The sequence below is a fragment of the Allobosea sp. P2_A10 genome (assembly GCF_056405115.1).
Genome location: NZ_JBFUCS010000008.1, coordinates 84,739 through 107,198 on the forward strand (window position 1 = coordinate 84,739; position 22,460 = coordinate 107,198).

18 protein-coding genes, 1 tRNA gene and 2 pseudogenes are annotated in these 22,460 nt (G+C 65.4%); 17 read left to right on the forward strand and 4 right to left on the reverse strand.

Annotated features, from left to right (window positions below):
• Positions 1–35: 35 nt before the first annotated feature.
• The 4 genes and pseudogenes from AC1DZY_RS13405 (at position 36) to AC1DZY_RS13420 (ending at position 6,721) form a co-directional block, all read left to right on the forward strand.
• On the forward strand, positions 36–1,580 hold the full coding sequence (locus AC1DZY_RS13405; protein WP_476820616.1) for a GMC family oxidoreductase: 1,545 nt from the start codon (positions 36–38) through the stop codon (positions 1,578–1,580).
• Between the two features lie 200 nt (positions 1,581–1,780).
• Positions 1,781–2,932, forward strand: a complete 1,152-nt coding sequence (solA, locus tag AC1DZY_RS13410) for an N-methyl-L-tryptophan oxidase (RefSeq protein ID WP_476820617.1) — start codon at positions 1,781–1,783, stop codon at positions 2,930–2,932.
• Positions 2,925–5,054 carry a hydantoinase/oxoprolinase family protein gene (locus AC1DZY_RS13415; protein WP_476820618.1) on the forward strand — a complete coding sequence of 710 codons (2,130 nt, stop codon included), beginning with the start codon at positions 2,925–2,927 and terminating at the stop codon, positions 5,052–5,054. The genes solA and AC1DZY_RS13415 overlap by 8 nt, the downstream gene beginning before the upstream one ends.
• Positions 5,051–6,721: pseudogene (locus tag AC1DZY_RS13420) on the forward strand (hydantoinase B/oxoprolinase family protein). The gene AC1DZY_RS13415 and the pseudogene AC1DZY_RS13420 overlap by 4 nt, the downstream one beginning before the upstream one ends.
• 533 nt (positions 6,722–7,254) lie before the next feature.
• Here the strand turns inward: AC1DZY_RS13420 and AC1DZY_RS13425 are convergent.
• Positions 7,255–7,344 (reverse strand) — tRNA-Ser (locus tag AC1DZY_RS13425).
• 174 nt (positions 7,345–7,518) lie between these two features.
• On the opposite strand from AC1DZY_RS13425, the gene AC1DZY_RS13430 reads away from it, so the two are divergent.
• The 8 genes and pseudogenes from AC1DZY_RS13430 to AC1DZY_RS13465 all read left to right on the forward strand — a co-directional run bounded on the left by AC1DZY_RS13430 (position 7,519) and on the right by AC1DZY_RS13465 (position 13,843).
• Positions 7,519–7,839 carry a hypothetical protein gene (locus AC1DZY_RS13430; protein ID WP_476820619.1) on the forward strand — a complete coding sequence of 107 codons (321 nt, stop codon included), beginning with the start codon at positions 7,519–7,521 and terminating at the stop codon, positions 7,837–7,839.
• A gap of 83 nt (positions 7,840–7,922) precedes the next feature.
• Positions 7,923–8,579, forward strand: coding sequence for a peptide-methionine (S)-S-oxide reductase MsrA (msrA, locus tag AC1DZY_RS13435; RefSeq protein WP_476820765.1), 657 nt, complete (start codon positions 7,923–7,925; stop codon positions 8,577–8,579).
• Between the two features lie 118 nt (positions 8,580–8,697).
• A complete protein-coding gene (locus AC1DZY_RS13440) occupies positions 8,698–9,216 on the forward strand; it encodes a TIGR00645 family protein (RefSeq protein ID WP_476820620.1) in 519 nt (172 codons plus the stop codon).
• Positions 9,217–9,338: 122 nt separating this feature from the next.
• Positions 9,339–10,319: a TAXI family TRAP transporter solute-binding subunit gene (locus AC1DZY_RS13445; RefSeq protein WP_476820621.1), complete on the forward strand. Its 981-nt coding sequence runs from the start codon at positions 9,339–9,341 to the stop codon at positions 10,317–10,319.
• 189 nt (positions 10,320–10,508) lie between these two features.
• Positions 10,509–12,416 (forward strand): TRAP transporter permease, encoded by a 1,908-nt coding sequence (locus AC1DZY_RS13450; RefSeq protein WP_476820622.1) that lies wholly within the window; start codon positions 10,509–10,511, stop codon positions 12,414–12,416.
• 2 nt (positions 12,417–12,418) lie between these two features.
• Complete coding sequence (locus tag AC1DZY_RS13455) at positions 12,419–12,673, forward strand: hypothetical protein (protein WP_476820623.1); 255 nt, start codon at positions 12,419–12,421, stop codon at positions 12,671–12,673.
• Between the two features lie 71 nt (positions 12,674–12,744).
• Positions 12,745–13,389, forward strand: a pseudogene (locus AC1DZY_RS13460) (magnesium chelatase domain-containing protein); the annotation flags it as partial.
• A gap of 253 nt (positions 13,390–13,642) precedes the next feature.
• A complete protein-coding gene (locus tag AC1DZY_RS13465; protein ID WP_476820624.1) occupies positions 13,643–13,843 on the forward strand; it encodes a hypothetical protein in 201 nt (66 codons plus the stop codon).
• A 771-nt stretch (positions 13,844–14,614) separates the two neighbouring features.
• Here the strand turns inward: AC1DZY_RS13465 and AC1DZY_RS13470 are convergent.
• Positions 14,615–15,364 (reverse strand): DNA-binding protein, encoded by a 750-nt coding sequence (locus tag AC1DZY_RS13470; RefSeq protein WP_476820625.1) that lies wholly within the window; start codon positions 15,362–15,364, stop codon positions 14,615–14,617.
• A gap of 192 nt (positions 15,365–15,556) precedes the next feature.
• On the opposite strand from AC1DZY_RS13470, the gene AC1DZY_RS13475 reads away from it, so the two are divergent.
• The gene (locus tag AC1DZY_RS13475) at positions 15,557–17,392 is read left to right on the forward strand and encodes a DUF262 domain-containing protein (protein ID WP_476820626.1); all 1,836 of its coding nucleotides are present in this window, start codon (positions 15,557–15,559) and stop codon (positions 17,390–17,392) included.
• 41 nt (positions 17,393–17,433) lie between these two features.
• Here AC1DZY_RS13475 and AC1DZY_RS13480 read toward each other — a convergent pair whose 3' ends face one another.
• Positions 17,434–17,832: a hypothetical protein gene (locus tag AC1DZY_RS13480; protein ID WP_476820627.1), complete on the reverse strand. Its 399-nt coding sequence runs from the start codon at positions 17,830–17,832 to the stop codon at positions 17,434–17,436.
• Between the two features lie 75 nt (positions 17,833–17,907).
• On the opposite strand from AC1DZY_RS13480, the gene AC1DZY_RS13485 reads away from it, so the two are divergent.
• Genes AC1DZY_RS13485 through AC1DZY_RS13500 form a run of 4 tightly spaced genes read left to right on the forward strand, consistent with a single transcriptional unit; the run spans position 17,908 to position 21,545 of the window.
• Positions 17,908–19,479, forward strand: a complete 1,572-nt coding sequence (locus AC1DZY_RS13485; RefSeq protein WP_476820628.1) for a recombinase family protein — start codon at positions 17,908–17,910, stop codon at positions 19,477–19,479.
• Positions 19,476–20,369: a plasmid partitioning protein RepB C-terminal domain-containing protein gene (locus tag AC1DZY_RS13490; protein WP_476820629.1), complete on the forward strand. Its 894-nt coding sequence runs from the start codon at positions 19,476–19,478 to the stop codon at positions 20,367–20,369. The genes AC1DZY_RS13485 and AC1DZY_RS13490 overlap by 4 nt, the downstream gene beginning before the upstream one ends.
• Positions 20,366–21,268, forward strand: a complete 903-nt coding sequence (locus tag AC1DZY_RS13495; protein ID WP_476820630.1) for a plasmid partitioning protein RepB C-terminal domain-containing protein — start codon at positions 20,366–20,368, stop codon at positions 21,266–21,268. The genes AC1DZY_RS13490 and AC1DZY_RS13495 overlap by 4 nt, the downstream gene beginning before the upstream one ends.
• A complete protein-coding gene (locus AC1DZY_RS13500; RefSeq protein ID WP_476820631.1) occupies positions 21,249–21,545 on the forward strand; it encodes a hypothetical protein in 297 nt (98 codons plus the stop codon). Before AC1DZY_RS13495 ends, AC1DZY_RS13500 begins: the two co-directional genes overlap by 20 nt.
• Here AC1DZY_RS13500 and AC1DZY_RS13505 read toward each other — a convergent pair.
• Positions 21,542–22,447 carry a hypothetical protein gene (locus tag AC1DZY_RS13505; protein WP_476820632.1) on the reverse strand — a complete coding sequence of 302 codons (906 nt, stop codon included), beginning with the start codon at positions 22,445–22,447 and terminating at the stop codon, positions 21,542–21,544. The two genes, AC1DZY_RS13500 and AC1DZY_RS13505, sit on opposite strands and share 4 nt — an antisense overlap.
• Positions 22,448–22,460: the final 13 nt, after the last annotated feature.

Consider the following 22,460-nt stretch of genomic DNA (forward strand, 5'->3'; position numbering starts at 1 on the left):
GCATGATGCCGCCGGGACCGAAGAAAGCTGAACGCATGTACGACGTGATCGTGGTTGGAGCCGGCTCGGCTGGAGCTCCGTTGGCTGCGCGGCTTTCGGAGAATCCAGACTGCCGCGTCTTGCTGCTCGAGGCCGGCCGGGATTGGCGCGCCGCCGATGCGCCTCACGCGCTGCGCAGCGCCAACATCATTCCGTTCATGCATGATCCCGCGCACCAGGCCCAGTGGCAGTGGCCGGAACTGATGACGCGCCGCACGGCTGCGCAGGCGCCGCGTTTCTACTGGCGGGGGAGGGCCCTTGGCGGCTCTTCGACGGTGAACGCCCAGATCGCCATCCGGGGTGTGGCGGAGGCGTTCGATTCCTGGGAGGAGCATGGCTGCGAGGGCTGGTCCGCGGACGATGTCATGCCAATCTTCGATGCGATCGAGGGCGATCCCGAGGCGGGCAGCGAGGGGCCGCTGCCCGTGTATCGGGCTCCCGAGGCGAACTGGGGACATGTCGATCTCGCCTTCCGCGATGCGGCGCTGGCGGCTGGCTATCCAAGGCTCGGCAATATCAATGCCCGGCATGGCGAGGGCGTCGCGACCAACGCGATCAACTCGCTTGATGGCGTCCGTGTTTCCACCAACGACGCCTACCTTGAGCCGGTGCGACGCCGCACGAACCTTGAGATTCGCGGCGATGCGATGGTCGATCGCATCCTGTTCTCGGGCCATCGCGCCCGCGCCGTCCGCGTGCGCTTCGCCGGCGAGGACTGGACGGAGATCGAAGGCCGCGAGATCGTACTGTGCGCCGGCGCGATCCACAGCCCGACGATTCTGATGCGCTCGGGCATCGGCCCGGCCGCGCAATTGACCGCCCTGGGCATTCCCGTGCTGCGCGACCAGCCTTCGGTCGGGCGTAACCTGATGGACCACCCGGTCCTGCGCATCAGCCTGGCGCTGAAGCCGGAGTTTGTGGCGCGCGATCCCGATGCGCGCCACACCAACTGCTGCCTCACCTACAGCAGCGGCCTCGGCGGAGGCGGCCGGCGCGATATGATCATGGTCTCCTACAACCACCGCGGCTTCACCGGCGCTCTGCCGGGGCCGGGCGGGGCGGTGGGCGTGTCGCTCTACGATGCGTTCTCTCGCGGCGAGCTGCGCCTGAGCTCGGCTGCGCCCGACGCCAATCCCATCGTCGACGAGAACATGCTGGCCGACCCACGCGACCGGCTGCGCATGCGCGATGCGGTGCGCCGGCTGGCCGCTCTTGCCGGCGAGCCGGCGTTGCGCGCCGTGTCGGACGATATCCGTTTCTGCGAGACGCCACTGACACCGGCCGAGGCTGCGGCGCTGCCGGAGGCCGAGCTCGACGCGTTGATGCTGCAGGAGGCCAGCGACATCCAGCACGCCGCCGGCACCTGCCATATGAGCGCCTATGACGATCCGCGCGGCGTGGTCGATCCCGACTTGCGGGTGCGTGGCGTCGATGGCCTGAGGGTCGCCGATGCCTCGATCATGCCGACGGATTGCCGGGCCAACCTGCATTTCACCTGCGTCATGATCGGCGAAGCCCTGGCGCGGAGGATGCGCTCCTAGCGTTTTCGATTCCGCCGATGCTTCAGCCGCAACGTTGGCGACGCTGGGGCGACAGCCGAACAGCCGGCATGTGGGCTCCGTCAGTAGCGTTGCCGACCAGATGACGCCTGACGCCTCTCGGTTTGGCCGCTGTTTTGCGTAAGGATAGAATCATTGGCCGGTGGCCGGACTGATAGACGCTGGCGTTGGACATGACGAGAATGGCCTATGACGTAATCATCGTCGGGATCGGGGGCATGGGAAGCGCCGCCGCCTGGCACCTGGCCAGGCGTGGCGCGAAGGTCCTGGGCCTCGAACGCTTCGATATTCCCCACAATATGGGCTCGTCGCACGGCATCAGCCGGATCATCCGCATGCCCTATTACGAGGACCCCGACTATGTGCCGCTGCTGCGGCGGGCCTATGAACTCTGGGGCGAGATCGAGCGCGCGACGGGTGAGGAACTGCTGGTGATCACCGGCTCGATCGATGCCGGCCCGGAGGATGACGAGCTTTTCCAGGGCGCGTTGAACTCGGCCCGCCTGCATGATCTGCTCCATGAGGTTCTGACCGGCGACGAGATCAACGCGCGCTATCCGGGCTATCGCCTGCCGTCGTCGCATCGCGCCGTGTTCCAGGAGCGCGGCGGGCTGATCGCCAGCGAGCGGGCGATCGTCGCGCATGTTCGCGCCGCTCAGGCCCATGGCGCGGAGATCCATGCCCGCGAGGCCGTGCTGGGCTGGGAGGCGAAGCCGGGCGATGACGGCGTCGTCGTGACGACCAGCCATGGCCGCTACGAGGCGGCGCGGCTGGTGCTGGCGGCCGGCGCCTGGATCGGCGATCTCGAACCCTCGCTGCGCAGCCTCGCGATCCCTGAGCGACAGGTGTTGGCGTGGCTGCAGCCGCATCGGCCGGAACTGTTCGCGCTCGATCGTTTCCCGGTCTTCAACCTGCAGGTCGAGGAAGGCCGCTATTACGGCTTTCCGATCTACGAGGTGCCGGGCTTCAAGTTCGGGCGCTATCATCATCGCGGCGAGACCAGCCGGGCCGACGACGTCAGGCGCGAGCCCGATGCGCAGGATGAACGGCTGCTCAGGCAGTTCAGCCAGCGCTATTTCCCCGATGGCAGCGGGGCAACGATGGCGCTGCGCAGTTGCATGTTCACCAACACGCCCGACGAGCATTTCATCCTCGATCGACACCCCGCCCATGAGCAGGTCGTGCTGGTCTCGCCCTGTTCGGGGCATGGCTACAAGTTCTGCAGCGTGATCGGGGAGATCGTCGCCGACCTCGCCAGCGGCGACGGCACGACACGGCACGATATCGGCTTCCTCGGCCTGTCGCGCGCGGCTCTGGCGGCCAGCCATGCGTGATGACTTCGAGTCGGCGCCGGCCCTGGCGCGTGTTGCCGGGGCGTTGGCAAGTCCCGGCCTGCGGCTGGGCATCGACATCGGCGGAACCTTCACCGACTTCGCGCTGGTGGATGCCGAAGGCCGGCGCGTCGGCGTCCACAAGCGGCTGACGACGCCGCGCGATCCCTCTCAGGCCGTTCTGGAAGGCTCGATCGCGATTTGCGCGGAGGCCGGCTGTGCGCTGTCGGATCTCGTCGAGATCGTCCACGGCACGACCCTCGTGACCAACGCCCTGATCGAGCGTCGCGGCGACCGCACGGGCATGCTCGTGACGCAAGGCTTCCGGGACCTCTTCGATATCGGGCGCGAGCAGCGCTACGACCTGTTCGACCTCAGGCTTCGCTATGCCGAGCCGATCGTCGAGCGCAGCCTGCGGGCCGAAATCCCCGAACGCCTGAAGCATGATGGCGGCGTGCTGCTCGCGCTGGACGAGGCGGCCGTGGCCGCGCAGACGCGCCGGCTCGTCGAGGAGGAGAAGATCGAGGCGCTGGCGATCTGCTTTCTTCACGCCCATGTCGACGATGCCCATGAGCGCCGGGCCCACGCCATCGCCAGGGCGCTGTATCCCGACCTCCACATCAGCCGTTCGGCCGATGTCTTTCCTTATCCGCGCGAATTCGAGCGCTGGACCACGACCTGCGCCAACGCCTATTCACAGCCGCTGGTCGATCGCTATCTCTCCCGTCTGGAAACAGGGCTCGCGGAAGGCGGTTTCCGGGGACGCCTGTGGATCATGGCGTCGAGCGGCGGCCTGATGGGTCTCGACATGGCCAGGCGCTATCCGGTGAAGCTGCTGGAATCGGGTCCCGCTGCCGGCGTACTGGTCGCGGCGCGGATCGGCACAGTGGTGACCGGCGGCGACCTGTTGTCCTTCGATCTCGGCGGCACGACCGCCAAGGGCGCGCTCGTCCGCAAGGGCCGGCCCTTCCGGGCCTATGCCTTCGAGGCGGCCCATGCCTATGAATATCGCAGCGGCAGCGGGCTTCCGTTGCAGATCCCCGTCCTCGACATGACCGAGATCGGAACGGGCGGCGGCAGCCTCGTCGGCCTTGATACGCTCGGCCGGCTCAGGGTAGGGCCACGCAGCGCCGGAGCCGAACCCGGCCCGGTCTCCTATGGCCGCGGCGGTACCGTCGCGACCCTGACCGACGCCAATCTCCTGCTCGGATACCTCCATCCAGCGAGTTTCCTCGGCGGCACGATGTCGCTCGATCTCGACGCGGCCCGTCACGCCTATCGTGAGCAGATCGGCGAGCCGCTGGGCGTCGATGCGCCGCGCGCCGCCTGGGGCGCGCATGACATGGCCAATGAGAACATCGCGCGCGCCTTTCGCATGCACGCTACCGAGCGCGGCTTCGACTATCGTGGCTGCGCGATGGTCGCCTTCGGCGGCGGCGGCCCACTCCACGCGGCGCGGATCGCCCGCAAGCTGCGCGTCCCCCGCGTGATCTTTCCGCGCGGAGCCGGCGTGATGTCGGCTTTCGGAATGCTGTCGGCGGCCCAGGCCTTCGAGACGGTTCGCGCTTTCCGCCGCGGTCTCGATGCGGTGGCGGAAAGCGAGCTGAGGACGCTGCTGACAGAGCTCGATGCCGAGGCCGCGGCACCGCTTGGCGCATCCGGCGCCCTGCAATGGCATCGGCGCTTTGACATGCGCTATCGCGGTCAGCACTACGATATCGAAGTCGAGCTTCCCGATGGCGCTGACGATCTGCGTGAGGCGCTGCGGACGTGCTTCACGCAGCGCTATCTCGAGATATTCCACACCAATCTGGCCGAGCCGATCGAGATCGTCGGCTGCAAGGTCGAAGCCAGCGCTGCGGCGCCACGGCATTTCTCGACCAGCCCCGCCGCCGAGGACGAGGACGGCAACGAGGCGAGGATCGGCCACCGACAGGCCTACTTCCCGGCGGCCGGCGGTCTGGTCGACTGCCCCGTCCATACCCGCTCGCGATTGCGGGCGGGCATGGTCGTGGCGGGGCCAGCCCTTATCGAGGAACCGGAATCGACGACGCTGCTCGACGCCGGCGATCGCGCCACGGTGCATGACGATATGAGCCTCGTTGCGGAGATCGCGACCCTATGACGACGACTGCAGCGAAGGCACGGCGCATCCTCGATCCGATCGACCTCGCCATCGCCTGGGACAGGTTGATCTCGATCACCGACGAGGGCGCGGCGGCGCTGATCCGCACCTCTTTCTCGATGCTGGTGCGGGAGGGCTTCGACCTCTCTGTGATGATCTTCGACACGCGTGGCCGGCTGATCGCGCAGAGCCGCAAATGCATCCCGGTGTTCATTGGCACGGCCCCCGTCACCATCGCGCACATGCTGGCGAAATTCCCGCCGGACAAGCTGGCCCCCGGCGACGTCGTGGCCTCGAACGACCCCGTCATCGGGACCGGTCACATGTTCGATCTCGCCTTGATGAAGCCGATCTTCCGGAGCGGGCGCATCGTCGCCTATGCCATGAGCATCACGCATCTGCCCGATATCGGTGGAATGGGCTTCTCGGCCGCAGCGACCGAAATCTATCATGAGGGCCTGCGACTGCCGATCTGGAAGCTGTTCGCGGCGGGCAAGCGGGATGAAACGCTGATCGAGCTTCTCAAGCTCAATGTGCGCGTTCCCGAGCAGGTGCTGGGTGATATCATGGCGAGCGTCAGCTGCCTCGAGGTCGTCGACCGGCAGCTCCTGGAGTTCTTGTCGGAGGCTGGGCTTGCCGATGTCGACGAGGTCTCGGCATCCATTGTCGACCAGACCGAGGCCGCCGTCTGAGCGGCGCTGATCGAGATTCCTGACGGCATCTACTGCAACGAGGTCGAGGTCGAGGCCTTCTGAGATGTCAGGCGGCTTGTCTGCAGGATCGACAAGCGCGGCGGCGAGGTGGCGATCGATTTCGCCGGCACCGGCTCTTGCGTCGCCGCCGGCATCAACGTGCCGATGCCCTATACGCGCTCGATGGCGCTCTACACGCTGAAATGCATCACGGCGCCCAGGCTGCCCAACAATGACGGCGCGACCGTGCCGATCTCCATCAGCGCGCCCGTGGGCTGCCTGCTCAACGCCGTGCCGCCGGCCCCGTCCGCCGGGCGGCACGTGATCGGCCACTTCATCCCGCCGCTGATCTTCGGCGCGCTCGCCGGTGTCGTGCCCGACCGCGTCATGGCCGGCAGCGGGCTGATCGACTTCATCACCCTGCAGGGCCGCCGGCCCGATGGCTCGGGCATGACCACGACCTTCTGCGCGGCGGGCGGATTCGGCGCGCTGAGCGATCTCGACGGCCAGCCGACGACGCCGGGCTCCTCGAATATGGGCGGCATGTCGGCTGAGCTGTTCGAGCCCGAGAGCGGGCTCGTCGTCGAGCGCAAGATCTTGCGGCCGGATTCGGGCGGCGCCGGCGCCTGGCGTGGCGGGCCCGGCCAGGAGATCGTGCTGCGCAATGACAGCGGCTTTCCGGTCAGCGTCTTCTCGATGGCCAACCGCACCCAGTTCCCGGCGCAGGGCTTCGCTGGCGGACAGCCCGGTGCTTGCCGCGAGCATCTGGTCAATGGCGAGACGATCTCGCCGCAAGGAAGGCATGAGCTCGCGCCCGGCGACCGCCTCACGCTGCGCGAGGCCGGCGGCGCCGGCTTTGGCCACCCGCAGGAGCGGCCAGCGAGCAGGATCGAGGATGATTTGCGCCGCGGCTACGTGACGCCTGAAGGCGTTTTGCTGGCCTACGGGGCTGGCCGAGCCTCGACGGAACAGTAGGGTTGAGCTTGCCGAGCGGACGTCCGCGGTGATTTTGCAGGACTGTGACGGCCCAGGAGCGCCGCCTGTGTTGAAAAACGCGGCGTTGCTGCCGCCGTGAAGTTCTGATCCAGCCAGCCTCGGATGGATGGCGCTCGATGATGGCTCCATCACGCTTCGCAGTGAGGATAGGAGCGAGCCAGGGATGCTCCGTTCTGATCCCATCAACAAATCGATTGCGAAGCAGTCTGGCCTGCTGCCGGTTTGGTGGATACGGAGCCTGGGTTCCGTGAAGCCAGAGGTGTCCCGCAGACATATCGGCAATTGCACTGCCTGGAAGCGGACATCTGCAACGACCGCAATGGGCCAACTGGCGACATATAGCGCCACCGCTGCGGGCTACTTCGGTTCTCGCCGGCAACCGAAGTGGACGGTGCCGGCACCAGTTCTCTTGAATTTCGGCTCAACGAGAGAGACCGGCCCCGGCGCTAACGCCCGGAAACTCCGCCGATTTCGACGTAGCCTTCTGCATATGTATAAGGTTGAGAACTTGCTGGCGGACAGGGAGGGATTCGAACCCTCGATACGGTTTCCCGTATACACACTTTCCAGGCGTGCGCCTTCAACCACTCGGCCACCTGTCCGGCGCGCTGCTTATGACCGCCGGGCCGGCGACTTTCAAGGGCCGATCCGCCGCCTTTGCACATTCGCCTGATGCGAACCGCCGATGCGGTTGCAAAGCGCCGGTGCAAGGGGCACATCGGAGGCGGTTGCGAAGGCGCGGCCAGCGGCCGCCGGGCGGCGTCGAGAGGGTCTTGATGGTGCGGTTCCTGCTGCGGTTCGTCGGCTATGTGCTGGTCGCGGCCGGTTTCGTTACGCTGGTGATCGACGGCGCGCGCTCGATCGCCAACACTGCCCTGCAATTCACGGCGCTGGGCGAGACGCTCGCCTTGCTGCTGCGCGAGCGCTACCAGCTGCTGCAGCCGATGCTGGTCCAGATCCATCCGCTGCTCTGGGATCCTGCGATGCTGCATCTGATCCGCGCGCCGACGGCGCTTGTAGCGCTCGTCCTCGGCTTCCTGCTGCTGAGGCTCGGCCAGCGGCCGCCGCGGCAGATCGGCATCGTCACGCGACGGTGAAAGGATGTGCACGGGCGCAAGCCTGTGCGAACGCGCTTTCGATGCTTATCTTGGCGACACGAAAGTCAGCGATGGAGCCGATCATGTTCTTCCTGCGCAAGAAGGCAGCCCTGCCGCAAGCCGAAGAGGCCCTGCCCGGCCGGGCTGCGCCGATTCCGACTGCCGAGCGGCATTTTCTCAGCAAGCGGCCTTTGCAGGGCCCCTATCCGGAGGGGCTGGAGACGGCTGTCTTCGGACTTGGCTGCTTCTGGGGCGCGGAGCGCAAGTTCTGGCAGCTCCAGGACGGCATCTGGATCACGGCGGTCGGCTATGCGGCGGGCTACACGCCAAACCCGACCTATGAGGAGGTCTGCTCCGGCATGACCGGCCATAACGAGGTCGTGCTGGTGGTGTTCGACCCGGCTGTCGTGTCGTATGAGACGCTGCTCAAGACCTTCTGGGAGAACCACGACCCGACCCAGGGAATGCGTTCGGGCAACGATGTCGGCACGCAGTATCGCTCCGGCATCTACGTTCAGAACGCGGATCAGCGCGCCGCGGCCGAGCGCTCGCGGACTGACTACCAGCAGGCGCTGTTGGCGCGCGGCTATGGGCCGATCACGACAGAGATCGTCGACGCGCCGACCTTCTATTTCGCCGAGGACTACCATCAGCAGTATCTCGCCAAGAATCCGGCCGGTTATTGCGGGCTCGGCGGCACCGGCGTTTCCTGTCAGATCGGCGTGGGCGTCGACGCCTGACGTCGAAAGTGTTGCGAATGGGTGGAAGGCCCCGCCGGCTCGGCCAGCGGGGCCTTTTGCTTGCGGCTGCCTGCGGCGTCGTGGCAGAGACGGAGCTGGCGACGGCAGGGCGTTGGCGATGAACGAGCATGACGGCAAGGCGGAAGCGGCAGGCGATTTTGTGCCCTCGGCCCCCGAGCGCGTGCTGGAGACTTTCCTCTCGGCCAGTCGCTGGCTGCTGGCGCCGTTCTACGTCCTGCTCGTCGTGGCGTTGGCTGGGCTCCTGCTGAAGGCGCTCCAGGAAGCCTGGCACTTCATCAGTCACGTCTTCTCGGCGACCGAATCGGACGTTATCCTCGGCGTGCTCGCGCTGATCGACCTGACCTTCACCGGGTCGCTGATCGTGATCGTGATCTTCTCCGGCTATGAGAATTTCGTCTCGAAGATCGACCCGAAGGCGCATCGCGACTGGCCGGAATGGATGTCGCAGATCGATTTCTCCGGCCTGAAGCTCAAGCTGATCTCCTCGATCGTCGCGATCTCGGCGATCCAGGTGCTGAAGGCCTTCATGAACGTAAAGGGCACCAGCGACCGCGACCTGATGTGGCTCGTGGCGATCCATATCGTCTTCGTCGCCTCGGGTTTGCTGATGGCCTGACCGACCGGATCTCGGGCGAGGGCAAGGGCGGGCACTGAGATCGGGGGCGGCGGCTTGAATTCGGTGACCGAAACGGTCCAACCTGCGTCATCGGAGCGGCCCGAGGGGCCAGGGAGAGCAAGATGACGAACACGATTTCCAGGCGCCGGGCCATTGCGATGCTCGGTGTCGGCAGCGCCGCGCTCGCAGCGGGCCGCGCCTTTGCCCAGGCTCCGGCCTTCTTCCGCATCGGCACCGGCGGCACGGCGGGCACCTATTACCCGATCGGCGGGTTGATCGCGAACGCGATTTCGTCGCCGCCGCAACTGGTTTCGACCGCTGTGGCCAGCAACGGCTCGGTCGCCAACGTCAACGCCATCGTCGGCGGCGCGGCAGAGTCGGGCTTCGTCCAGGCCGACGTCGCCTTCTGGGCCTATTCCGGCACCGGCGTCTATGAGGGCAAGCCGAAGGTCGAGGAGCTGCGCTCGATCGCCAACCTCTATCCCGAGAGCGTCCATCTCGTGGTGCGCAAGGCCTCGAATGTGAAGGGCATCGCCGATCTCAAGGGCAAGAAGGTCTCGCTCGACGAGCCGGGTTCCGGCACGCTGCTCAACGCCAAGGCGATCCTGGCGGCCTTCGGCATCGGTGAGAAGGAAATCAGCGCCGAATACCTCAAGCCCAACCAGGCGGCCGAGAAGATGAAGGACGGCTCTGTCGACGCCTTCTTCTTCACCGGCGGCTTCCCGGCGGCTGCGATCTCGGAACTGGCCTCGACCGGCTCGGGAATCGACATCCTGCCGATCACCGGCGCGGAAGCCGATAAGCTCGCCAAGGCCTTCCCCTTCTTTGCAGCCGACGAGATTCCAGCCGGCACCTACAAGGATGTCGGCGCGGTCAAGACCGTCGCGGTTGGCGCCCATTGGGTGACCTCGGCGAAGATATCGGCCGACACCGTCTATGCCGTGACCAAGGCTCTATGGAGCGACAAGACCCGCGTTGCGCTCGATGCCGGCCACGCCAAGGGCAAGTCGATCCAGAAGGCGACCGCGCTCTCGGGCCTGCTTGGCGTGCCGCTGCATCCCGGCGCGGAGAAGTTCTACAAGGAAGCGGGCCTGCTGAAGTAAAGCCCCTCCCGCCCGATCGCGCCGTCATTCCGGACAAGCCGCGAAGCGGCGCCGATCCGGAATCCATCGTCAAGCATCATGCCCTTTGATGGATTCCGGGTCTCCGCTTCGTTGCGCCCGGAATGACGGCGCGCTTTTCGTCTGACGTGTCGCGATGCAGTTCCCGCATCCTCTGGCGAGCTCTCCCATATGACCGCGCAACCCTCCGTCGCCGAACTCGCCAGGCTCGAGGAAGAACTCGATCCCGAGATGCAGTTCCGCAAGGTGCCGCCGCGCACGGCCCTGATCGTCGGCGGCTTGCTGCTCGCGCTGTCGGGCTTCCATTATTACACCGCAGGTTTTGGGCTGCTGCGCGAGACGACGCATCGCGGCATCCATCTCGCCTTCGTGCTCGGCCTGATCTTCCTCGTCTTCGCCGGTCGCAAGAGCGAGGCGCAGACGGTCTTCGCCTCAACCGCGCTGAGGCCCGGCGGCGTGCCGCTTTATGACTGGCTCTGCGCCGTCGCGGTTGCGGTCGCCAGCCTCTATGTGCCCTGGATCTTCGAAGATCTGGTCTTCAGGGTGGGCAATCCCTCGCCGCTCGACGTGGTGATGGGTTCGATCGCCATCATCCTGATGATCGAGGCGACGCGGCGCGCCATCGGCTGGGGCCTGCCACTGATCGCGCTGTTCTCGATGATCTACGCCATCTTCGGAAACTGGTTTCCCGGCATCTTCCTGCACCCGGGCGCGACCTGGTCGACGCTGGTCAACCATCTCTATCTGACCAGCCAGGGCGTCTACGGCGTGGCGCTGGGCGTCGTCGCGACCTATGTCTTCCATTTCGTGCTGTTTGGCGTGCTCGCGACCCGCGTCGGACTCGGGCGGCTCTTCCTTGGCGTGGCGGCTTCCGTGGCCGGACGCTTCGCGGGCGGCCCCGCCAAGATCTCGATCTTCGGCTCGGCGCTGTTTGGGATGATCTCCGGCTCCTCGGTCGCCAACACCGTCACGGTCGGTTCGCTGACGATCCCGATGATGATCCGGCTCGGCTACCAGCGCCATTTTGCGGCGGCGGTGGAATCGACAGCCGCGACCGGCGGCCAGATCACCCCGCCGATCATGGGCGCGGCGGCTTTCCTGATGGTCGAGTTCCTCAACCTGCCTTATGCGACCATCGTCATCGCCGCGATCATCCCCGCCTTCATGCATTTCTACGGCGTGCTGATGCAGGTGCACTTCGAGGCCAGGCGCACCGGCATGCGCGGCCTGACCGATGACGAGATCCCGAAACTGCGCAAGGTCTTTGCCGAGGACTGGCCCACGCTTGCGCCGCTCTTTGCCCTTCTCGTGATCCTGTTCACCGGCTACACGCCCTATCTCGCCGCCTTCTGGGGCATTACCGCCTGCCTGCTGATCGGGCTCGCGCGCTGGCGCGGACCGTCCGCGCTCGTCTTCTCGGTGGCGATCGGTCTTGCCGCGCCGACCGAGTTCCTGCGCGTGCCCGGCGTCAACCTCGCCTTCACGCTCGCCTGCTTCGCCGTGATGGCCCATGGCGTGCTCGGTAGCGCCGAAGCCGGCAGGCGTATGTTCCTGGAGATGATCGACGCCTTCGTTCTGGGCGCGAAATACGCCATCGGCGTCGGCGCGGCGGCGGCCACCGTCGGCATCATCGTCGGCGTGGTGACGCTGACCGGCGTCGGCTTCAAGATCTCCTGGATCGTGACCTCGCTTGCCGACCAGTGGGCGCATGGCGTGCTCGGCCTGCTGCCGATCCTGCCCTTCGACCTGAAGGCGGCGACGCTGTTCTTCACGCTGCTGCTGACCGCGATCGTCTGCATCCTGCTCGGCTGCGGCGTGCCGACGACGGCGACTTACATCATCATGGTGACGGTTGCAGCCCCCGCGCTCGGCATGCTCGGCGTCGCGCCGCTCGTGGCGCATTTCTTCGTATTCTACTACGGCGTGCTCGCCGATATCACGCCGCCGGTCGCGATCGCGGCCTATGCCGGAGCGAGCATGGCCGGCGCGGACCCGTTCAGGACCGGCAACACCGCTTTCCGGCTGGCGCTCGGCAAGGTCCTGGTGCCCTTCGTCTTCGTGTTCTCGCCTTCGTGCTGATCATGGCGCCGAATTTCAGCTGGACCGAACTCATCGGCTCGACGGCGGCCTGCATCACCAGCATCACCTTCCTTTCCGCTGCATTCGCCGGCTGGTTCCTGGCGCCGCTTGCGCTGTGGGAGCGTTTCGCTATCGCGCTCGCGGCGTTGCCCATGATCGTGGCGACGCCGGTGAGCGTGCTGGCGGGGCTCGTCATCGCCGCTCCGGTGCTGCTGCGCCAGTTCGTGGCGCGGAAAGCTGCGCTCGAGCCAGCCTGAGGTTCCCGATCTGTTCTTGCAACCTGTGCGCGCTTCCGCTAGCGTCACCCTGACGAAACAGGGTGGCGCAGATGGTGACGCGGGTCGCGACGGTTGCGTTCGAGGGTATCGAGGCGCGCGCTGTCGATGTGCAGGTGCAGGTCACGCCGGGCGGCGTCGCCTTCATCCTAGTCGGCCTGCCCGACAAGGCGGTCGCCGAGAGCCGCGAGCGCGTCAGGGCGGCGCTGATCGCCTCGGGGCTGGCGCTGCCGGCCAAGCGCATCACGGTCAACCTCGCCCCGGCCGACCTGCCCAAGGAAGGCAGCCACTACGATCTGCCGATCGCGCTCGCCGTGATGGCGGCGATCGGCGCGATCCCCGCTGATGCGCTCGCCGGCTACACGGTGCTGGGCGAACTTGCGCTCGACGGCTCGATCACGGCGGTCGCGGGCGTGCTGCCGGCCGCGATCGCCGCCTATGGCCGGGGCCAGGGCCTGATCTGTCCGCACGCCTCGGGGCCCGAGGCGGCCTGGGCGGCGGCCGACATCGACATCCTTGCGCCCCGCTCGCTGATCCAGCTCGCCAACCATTTCAAGGGCACACAGGTGATGGCGCGGCCCGAGCCGGCGGTGGCGCGCCAATCGGGCCCCTTGCCCGATCTCGCCGACATCAAGGGCCAGGAAAGCGCCAAGCGCGTACTCGAGATCGCGGCGGCCGGCGGCCATAATCTGCTGATGTTGTAAGCAGTTTCGGACATTGAGGCGCGCTTCAGCCGCACCGGACGCCTCACGTTATGCCGGCCCAACTTCCTCCTGAAGGGGTGCCGTATACGCCATCCACTGAAATCTCACCTGGCCACCAACAGGCGGGAAACCCGCTGTTAACGGGCGTGTCCACCGTCCGGTTGCCGAGGCCCAACGAATCGAGAACGCTCTCGAATGCGCCCGAAGCCATTCCGCCGGGATTGGCAGGCAGCAGGAGAGAGCCACCATGAATATCCACCACCACAGCCAGGCCGGGAGCGTCCGGCCGGCCACGATCGGCGCCAAGCCGCAGCCGGCCGACTTGGAGGTCAAGCAGCGCTCCATTGCCAACGCCGCCGGCTACTACCAGGGCTACCGTCCTTTGACCGACGCCGGCTGCGATTGGATCAAGAAGCGTATCGATGTGGGTCACGGGGCCTTCTGGTAAAATGACACTTGCTGGATCAACGAGAACGGCCCTGATGGCCGTGCGGAATTCCGGCTTTCCTATAACGCCTGGCAGGACGGCGTCAGGGCTTCTCCGGCGATGCGCCCTATCCGAGCACCGAGGTGAACGGCGTCAAACTCACCGAAATCGAGCGCACCCGCTCCGATCGGCAGTGATAGCGGCCAGCAATCGGGTAGCAGATAACGGGTAGCGATACCCGATTCCCGCTACCACGCGATGTGTACTTCTTCGTCCTCGGCGTTCCCGCGCGCACTTCCGAAAACCCCCAATCCTGCCGGAATCCCCGCGAATCGCTACAATCCGAGCACGGAATGGCCCGCTCCCCGATCGTGGCCTCCGCCCGCGGAGGTATCCGCTACCCTTCCCCGACGCCGAGGAATGGGTGCGGTCTTGTCTCAGGCCGGTGGTTCCACAACCAGGTTCAYGCCCCGCCGACGTCGAATACCGAAGGTTCTCCAGTTCCAGCGGCCTGCGCCCCCTGACCTACGCGGGGGAGCTCTGGATCAGGCGGCGGATCGAGGCCGGTCATCCGCCGAGTTGGGGCGATGGCGCTTGCTGGATCGGCAATTACGCCGACGACCGCGATTGCCTAGACGCGTGGAGCGAGGGAGTCCGGGTCTTCGCCGGCAAGCTTCCCTAAATGACTGGGCCCGGCGGGCAGGACAGCCTGTCCGACATTGACCGGCAGCGCTCCGACCAACCTGCCGTCACGTACTAAGATAACAGTTGGGAAGCGATACCCGTTTCCCGCTACCCGGCCGCCCTCAGCAAGTAGACGCCGTCCTTTTTGTCCAACTTCTTGCGCAGCACGCGCTCGTCGAGCCGCTTCGCGATTTTGGCGGGGTGAAGATCCTCGCCCAAATCGACAGCCTCGGCCTTCAGTGGTTCGGACAGCCGAACGAGGATCTCGTCGCGCGTCATGCCGTTCCCGACGACCTCGGGTAGCGCCAGCAGTTCCCGGACCTCCTCTACCACTTTGTCCCAGAACTCACGTGCCTTAGAGCGTGCTTCGGCCCTGAGGATGTCGGCGGCTTCGCCGACCGCTCGCACGCCCTTCAACTTGCGCCGAAGACCCTTGATCTGCTCACGGGCTGTCGCGAGCTCGAACCGCAGCCTCTCCGCTTCCTGCGCGAAGGCCTCGATGCGAGCCTCGGACGCGTCGGCGGCCGCCAAGGCTTCATCGCGAAGCTTCTGGTCGTGGAGGCGCATGCCCTCAAACCGTTCGCGGTCGTGCTCGAACTTGCGGGTGGCTTCGCGAAGCGTGCTTTCCCAGACCGCCTTGCCAAAGTCGACGAGTCGCGTCTGAAGGCCCTCGGGAAGCTGGGCGAGCTCAAGCCGGGGCTGGTAGCAGCGCTCCTCCTTCCATTCGGCTAGGTGCTTGCCGATCACGCGGAACGATCCACCGCGCGGCAAGGCGTTCATCACGGAGCGGATCGACACCCGCGCCGGCTTCGCCCGTAGCTTGTCGGCGACAAGCCAGACTTCCGATCTCGTAGGCATTCCCACCCCTCTGTCCAGCGACGACCATGGAGGTGAATAGTGAACGCCGGATTTCCGAAGGCGCTTCGCCCCGCGTCAGTTTTGCGAAGGCTCGGGATAACCGGCATCTCCCGTCTGGTCCTTCACAGGGTCTCCGGCCATTCTTCAACGCTAGGCACACCGCCCAACAAGAATCGCCAATCCGGGGAAACGATGTCCAACAATTCGATCACGTCGCAGGATCTGAGCATCGCGCAGATCTTTCAGGATTTCTACCGCGTGCCTGACTACCAGCGGGAATACGTATGGGGGGAGACTGACGCCAAGGGCGAGCGGGGCGAGGAAGTCGAACAGTTCCTGAAGGATATCCATGCCGAGTTCGAGCAGGCCACCAAGGATGGCGCGCCTGAATACTTCATCGGAACGATCGTCGTTTGCCCAGGCAAGGACGGGGTGTTCGACCTTATCGACGGTCAGCAGCGGACGACGACATCATTCCTGACGCTCTGCGCCTTGCGGGATATGATCGGCGAGTTGGACGGCAATGTGCCTGCTACGTTGAAAGGGCAGATTTCCGCCTCGGCAATGAATTGGCAGGGTGAGACGGTCGAGCGCATGCGGCTGGACCTGCAGTACGAGGACGCAGCCGATGTTCTCACCGAGTATGGTGCTGGTAACGGCAAGGATGCCCGTCGGGACGGGACGCGGTCGATCCGCAACCTAGCGAACGCCTATGACACGATCCGGGAGTTCCTGAGTTCCGAGTTCAAGGGCAATCCGAACGGTCTGCGGCGTTTCCTTGGCTATTTCACCAACCTGGTGAAGCTTATCCGGATCGAGACGCCGAACGTCAGTCGCGCGCTGAAGATCTTCGAGACGATCAACGATCGCGGCGTCGGTCTCGATGCGATGGACCTTCTCAAGAACCTCCTCTTCATGAATGCGAAAGAGGGCGAGTTCGGGAAGTTGAAGGACATATGGCGGTCGCTTACCCAGGCGATCTACGACGCGCGCGAGAAGCCGTTGCGCTTCCTGCGATACTACCTCCTGGCGACCTACGACATCGACGCCCAGCTCCAGGAGGAGGACATCTATGACTGGCTGACGAAGAACGAGGACAAGACCAAGCACGGCAGCGATCCGATGGCATTCGCCAAGCGCCTTCAGGAGGGCGCGCAAGCCTACCTGCAGTTCTCGCGTGGCAAGAGCGTCGACGGTCAAGTCGATCATGGCATCGCCAATACGCGCTCGCTCGGCGGCAGCGCTGTCAAGCAGCACTTCATCCTCCTTCTCGCCGGGCGTCACCTGCCGATCCCACTGTTCCAGCGGCTCACCCGGCGGGTCGAGGAGACCATGTTCGTCTGGTTGGTCGCGGGCGTGCCCGGCAGGGACTATGAACGCCTAATCGTCCAGGCAGCAAAGCGCCTTAGGGTCGTTCAGGACGACACCGCCTTCGCTACGTTTGAGGAGGATTTCTTCCAGCGGCAGAAGCAATTGAACCATGCCAACTTCCTGGCTCGGCTCGGTACCTTACATTCGTGGGACATGCGGAAATTTCGCCTGCGCTATCTTCTCGCCAAGCTCACCCGGCACTTCGACGTTCTCGCCTATGGCTTGGCGGGACGGGAAGGCTTGTCGCATTATCTGGAAACGAAGAACGACATCGAGCACATCCTCGCCTCGGGGGCGGATCAGAATGCGAGGCTGGAATTCGGCGAGGGAGCGGATGACGTCGAGTTGATCCAACGCCTGGGCAACCTGATGCTGATCGAGCTTTCGGTGAACCGCGTGATCCAGAACGGACCATACTCGGAGAAGATCAAGGTCTATCCGACATCCCAGTTCCTATTGGCCCGCTGCCAAGCCGCTCCCCTGACGGTTGGCGTCGGTGACAAGATCACTCAGGCAGGCCAGCATCTCGATCCGGCCCCGCTATGGAATCGGGCGGCGATCGAGCGACGACAACAGTGGATCGCCAAGGCTGCAACGACGGTCTGGGACCTGCCACCAGCTCCGATCCCGTCGCAAGCGTCTGCTTCTCCGACATAGGCTTCGCAGTGATGCCTGACCCACGGCTGTCGGATTGACCGCTACGGCTCGGTGGAGGCGGTCTCGGCACGTTCCAGTTGGACGGCCCGCACGGCATCGAGCGCCAGGAGGGCCATCGCGACCTTCGACCGGGCCTCCTCGATCTTGGCCATGACCAGGCAATCGCTTCGATGGATCGCCGCGAGGAACGCGGCCAGCACCGCGGGAGAGTTCGCGGCCAGTCGCAGAAAGTGATCGCCGGTCGGCCCTCGGTCGCCGGCGAACCAGTTCTTCACCGTCCGCTCGTTCGCCCCGGTCCATCGGGCAACCGTCTTGATCGCCGAGGCCTGCCCCCTGAGCGATGCCCGCAGGGCCGTGGAGATCAACTTCGCGAACGATGGGTCTCCCGACCCGCCGCCCGATCCGTGGTGAAAGACATTGCCCGTTTTCGGAAAGGACATTCCATCGCCTCCGCGCTGTAGTGCCGGGCGTGCGGTCGCCGGCCATCGTCGGCGAGAAGTCTGGAGTTGCCGTGTGTGAGGACCGCTGACGGATCATCTCGGATTGCGAGGATCGGCCCGGAACGATCGAAGCGCGCTGCCGCCTATGTCCGGATGTCCACCGACCACCAGCGCTACTCGACCGAGAACCAGCTCGACAGCATCAAGCGCTTCGCCGAGGCCCGCGAGATCGAGATCGTCCGCGTCTACGAGGACGCCGGCAAGAGCGGCCTGAACCTCGAAGGCCGCGACGCCTTCCAACGGCTCATCGCCGACGTCGAGCGCGGCAACGCCGACTTCGGGGCGATCCTGGTCTACGACGTCAGCCGCTGGGGACGCTTCCAGAACGCCGACCATGGCGCCCACCTGGAATTCCTGTGCTCGCGCGCCGACATCGTCGTCCACTACTGCGCCGAGCAGTTCGAGAACGACGGCAGCATCGGCTCCAACCTCCTCAAGACCGTCAAGCGCGTCATGGCCGGCGAGTATAGCCGGGAACTCTCCGTCAAGGTCTTCGCGGGCCAATGCCGGCTCGTCGAGAAAGGTTTTCGCCAGGGCGGGATGGCCGGCTACGGACTGCGACGGCTGCTCGTCGACGAACACGGCGAGCCCAAGGCCGAGCTCGCGATCGGGGAGCGCAAGAGCCTCCAGACGGATCGCGTCATCCTCGTCCCGGGTCCGGCCGAGGAGGTCGAGACCGTGAAGCGCGTCCATCGTCTGTTCGTCGACGACCTGGTGCCGGAATCCGAGATCGCCGCTCGGCTGAACCGGGACGGCATCCACACCGATCTCGGGCGGCCGTGGAGCCGCGGCACCGTCCACCAGGTTCTGACCAACCCGAAATACGTCGGCGACAACGTCTTCAACCGCGTCTCTTTCAAGCTCAAGCAGAGGCGGGTCGTCAACACGCCCGACCGTTGGGTGCGGGCGCGCGGCGTCTTCGTGCCGCTGGTCGACCTCGCAACCTTCGAACGCGCCGCCCGGATCATCGAGGAGCGCACGCGACGGCTCTCGGACGACGAGCTGCTGGACCTGCTGCGGTCCCTGCTGCTGGAGCAGGGCGCCCTCTCCAGCCTCGTCATCGACGACAGCGAGGACATGCCGTCGAGCAGCGTCTATCGGAACCGCTTCGGCAGCCTGCTGCGGGCCTACCGTCGCGTCGGCTACAGCCCCGACCGCGACTATCGCTACATCGAGATCAACCGCCGCCTTCGCGCCCTCCATCCCGACGTGGTCGCAAGCGTCGTCGACGGGCTGCGCGATGCCGGCGGCGAGGTTCTCGTCGATACCGACACCGGATTGCTGCGCGTAAATGGCGAGTTCACCGCCTCCGTCGTGGTGGCCCGTTGCGCCGAGACCGGCGCCGGATCGCCGAGGTGGCGCATCCGGCTCGACACCGGGCTTGCGCCCGACATCACCGTAGCGGTCCGTATGGATCGGTCGAACGCCTCGCCGCTCGACTACTACCTGCTGCCGCGCCTCGACATGACCGAGCCGAACCTCAGGCTCGCCGAGAGCAACGGCCTATCGCTCGACGGCTACCGGTTCGACAACCTGGATTTCCTTTTCTCCCTGGCGGCGCGAGCGAGGTTCGAGGAGGCGGCATGATACAGGCGGCGAATACCCAGGTGCGGATGATCCCCATCGACCGCATCGTCATCCTCAACCCCCGCGTCCGGAATCGGCGCAAGTTCATGGAGGTCGTCGACAGCATCCGCATGCTTGGGCTGAAGCGCCCGATCAAGGTCAACACCATGATCGGCCCGGACGGTGAGCCGTCCTACGGCCTGGCGTGCGGCCAGGGGCGCATAGAAGCATTCCTTGAGCTGGGCCACACCGAGATCCCGGCGATCGTCACGGACGCCTCGGAGCAGGATTGCCTGGTCATGAGCCTGGTGGAGAACTGCGCCCGCCGCCAGCACCGCTCGATCGACATGCTCCAGGACGTCGCGACCCTGCGCAAGCGCGGCTATACCGACCGCCAGATCGCCGAGAAGATCGGCACGACTGCGGAGTGGGTGCACATGATGGCCCACCTCATCGAGAAAGGCGAGCAGCGGCTGGTCGAGGCCGTCGACACCGGCATGATACCAATCACCGTCGCGATGGAGATCGCCAAGGCTGACGACGAGACCATCCAGCAGCTCCTCGCCGAGGCCTACACCGAGGGCAAGATCAAAGGCCCCAAGCTGATCAAGATGCGTCGATTGATCGAGCAGAGGACGCGTCGCGGCAAGCACCTCTCCGAGACGCCGTTCGGGAGGAAACTCAGCCGCGTCAGGACGTCTGAGGCCCTCATCCACATGTTCCAGCAGGAGGCCGACCGGCAGCGGCTAATCGTCAAGAAGGCGTCCGTCACCCAGACCCGGCTCCTCTTCGTCGTGGAGGCGCTGAAGTCGCTGCGCGGCGACGAGAACTTCGTGACGCTCCTTCGGGCCGAGCGGCTGGACACCATGCCCCGCGATCTCGAAGCCCGTATCGGAGGCGCCGGCGCATGACCGACCCGATCAGTCTGCCCCTCATCGCGTTCGAGACCGCCTGCGTCTCCGTGCCGATCCCGTCGCTGCTTCCCGTCCGGCCGCCACGCGCGACGGTCAAGGCCAGCCATAAGTACCAGCAGATCCGTGCGTCCGTCATCGAGATCGGGTTGGTCGAGCCGCCCGTCATCTCGCGGATCTCCGGCGATCCCGACAGCTACCTGCTGCTCGATGGCCACCTGCGCGTCGAGATCCTGAAGGACCTAGGCAAGACCCATGTCGAGTGCCTGATCTCCACGGACGACGAGGCCTTTACGTTTAACAAGCGGATCAGCCGCCTGTCGGCGGTTCAGGAGCACGCCATGATCCTGAAGGCGATCGCGCGGGGCGTGCCCGACGACAAGATCGCCCGCGCGTTGAGCATTCACGTCAACAGCGTCCAGCGGAAGGTCCGGCTCCTCGACGGCATCTGCCAGGAGGCCGTCTCGCTGCTGAAGGACAAGACCTGTCCGATGGCCGTCTTCGAGATCCTCAAGCGCATGAAGCCGATGCGGCAGATCGAGGCCTCTGAACTCCTGATCGCCGCCAACAACTTCACGGTGGCCTACGCCACCGCGATCCTTGCCGGCACCCCCGCCAACGAGCTCGTTGGCGACACGAAGCCGAAGAAGGTCAAGGGTGTCACGCCCGAGGCGATGGCCCGGATGGAGAAGGAGCTAGCCCGCCTGCAGGAATCGATCTCCGAGGTGCAGGACGACTACGGGCGCGAGCATCTCCAGCTGACCGTCGTGAAGGGCTACCTCACGAAGCTGCTCGGCAACCCGCGCATCGTCCGCTACCTTCTGCAGCACCGGCCCGAATACCTTGAGGAGTTCCAGGCCATTGCCGAAGCAGCTTCCTTTGCCGAGCAGGCAGCATGAGCCATTTTGGACGCCGCTCGCCTGGTTCGCGGGCTGGCGTCGCAGGAGGCGAGAGGGCGCGCTGCTGGTCGAGCGTGACGCCCAGGCTCTGATCCAGGAGCACGGCGCGCAGGCCTATGGTATCGCTCGATGGCGGGCCCGCCAAATCTGGCACGGCAAGCTCGTCGATGACAGCCGGCCCTCTGGGCACTGGCATGCCGTCAGCCGCCGGGTCGCCGACCTCGTCGGGCACCAGATCGGCGCCGACAACGCCACGCGGCGGCTAGACCGCAACTAGGACGTCTCGAAAATCGGCTTGGCAGACTTGTTCGCGGCGGTCTTGCTGGACCTGCGTTTGGGAGGGGCGGCGACCTTGGGCATGGCGCCGAGCGCTGCCTCCACCGACTTGAGCGCCTTTGCGATCGACGCGCCGACATTTTGGATCGCCTCGTTACGGTGAGACGGATGGCGCTTGTCCGTACGCCATCTCTTGTGCGTGGGGTCTGTATTGACCCGCATCGGCGTGACCACTTCGTCGCCGGCAAGATCCTTGTAGGTCATCTCGATCTTGGCCTCGAAGACTGGAAACTTATCCTTGCCGAAAACGGCAAATGTCCTTGAAACCTTCTGCCGTGGCGGCAGCACATCGATATGAGGCATGAACAGCGACGAAATGGGCTGGTCCGGATCGACCAGCTCGTTCTTCAGCCCAGCTATTATGGGATCGACCACGAACCGCAGCCTTACGTCGAAGGCCGGATTGTCAGTTGCGTTCTCCAGGATGATCCTAGCGTGATCTGAATGCTCATCGAGTTCGGTATACATGATCAATTGCGGCCTGATCGCCTGCTTCGCCGCATCGGCGCTCTGACGCCGTAGCGAAGTCGTTTCCTTTGCAAGAACCGCGGTAACCCATACCAGCGCCAACGTGAACATGGCAGTCGCAGCGGTTGCGACTGCGGCCATGTGTTCACGCCACTTGGGCTCTTTCTGCAGGCCTTCCAAAGCGAATGAGCCGCCGAGGACGATTATCGCAGCTGCCATCCAGATAATGGTCTGGTGCCTGCACAGGAACGAACCGAACCGAGACCGCTTCATGAAAACTCGCAAGCTGAACAGATGGCAACGCTTGCTTCGAGAGCATACCGATTCGATTTTTGATGGCACGCGCCGCGCTGCGCGCAGGTCGCCGGTAACCATGATCTCGACAACC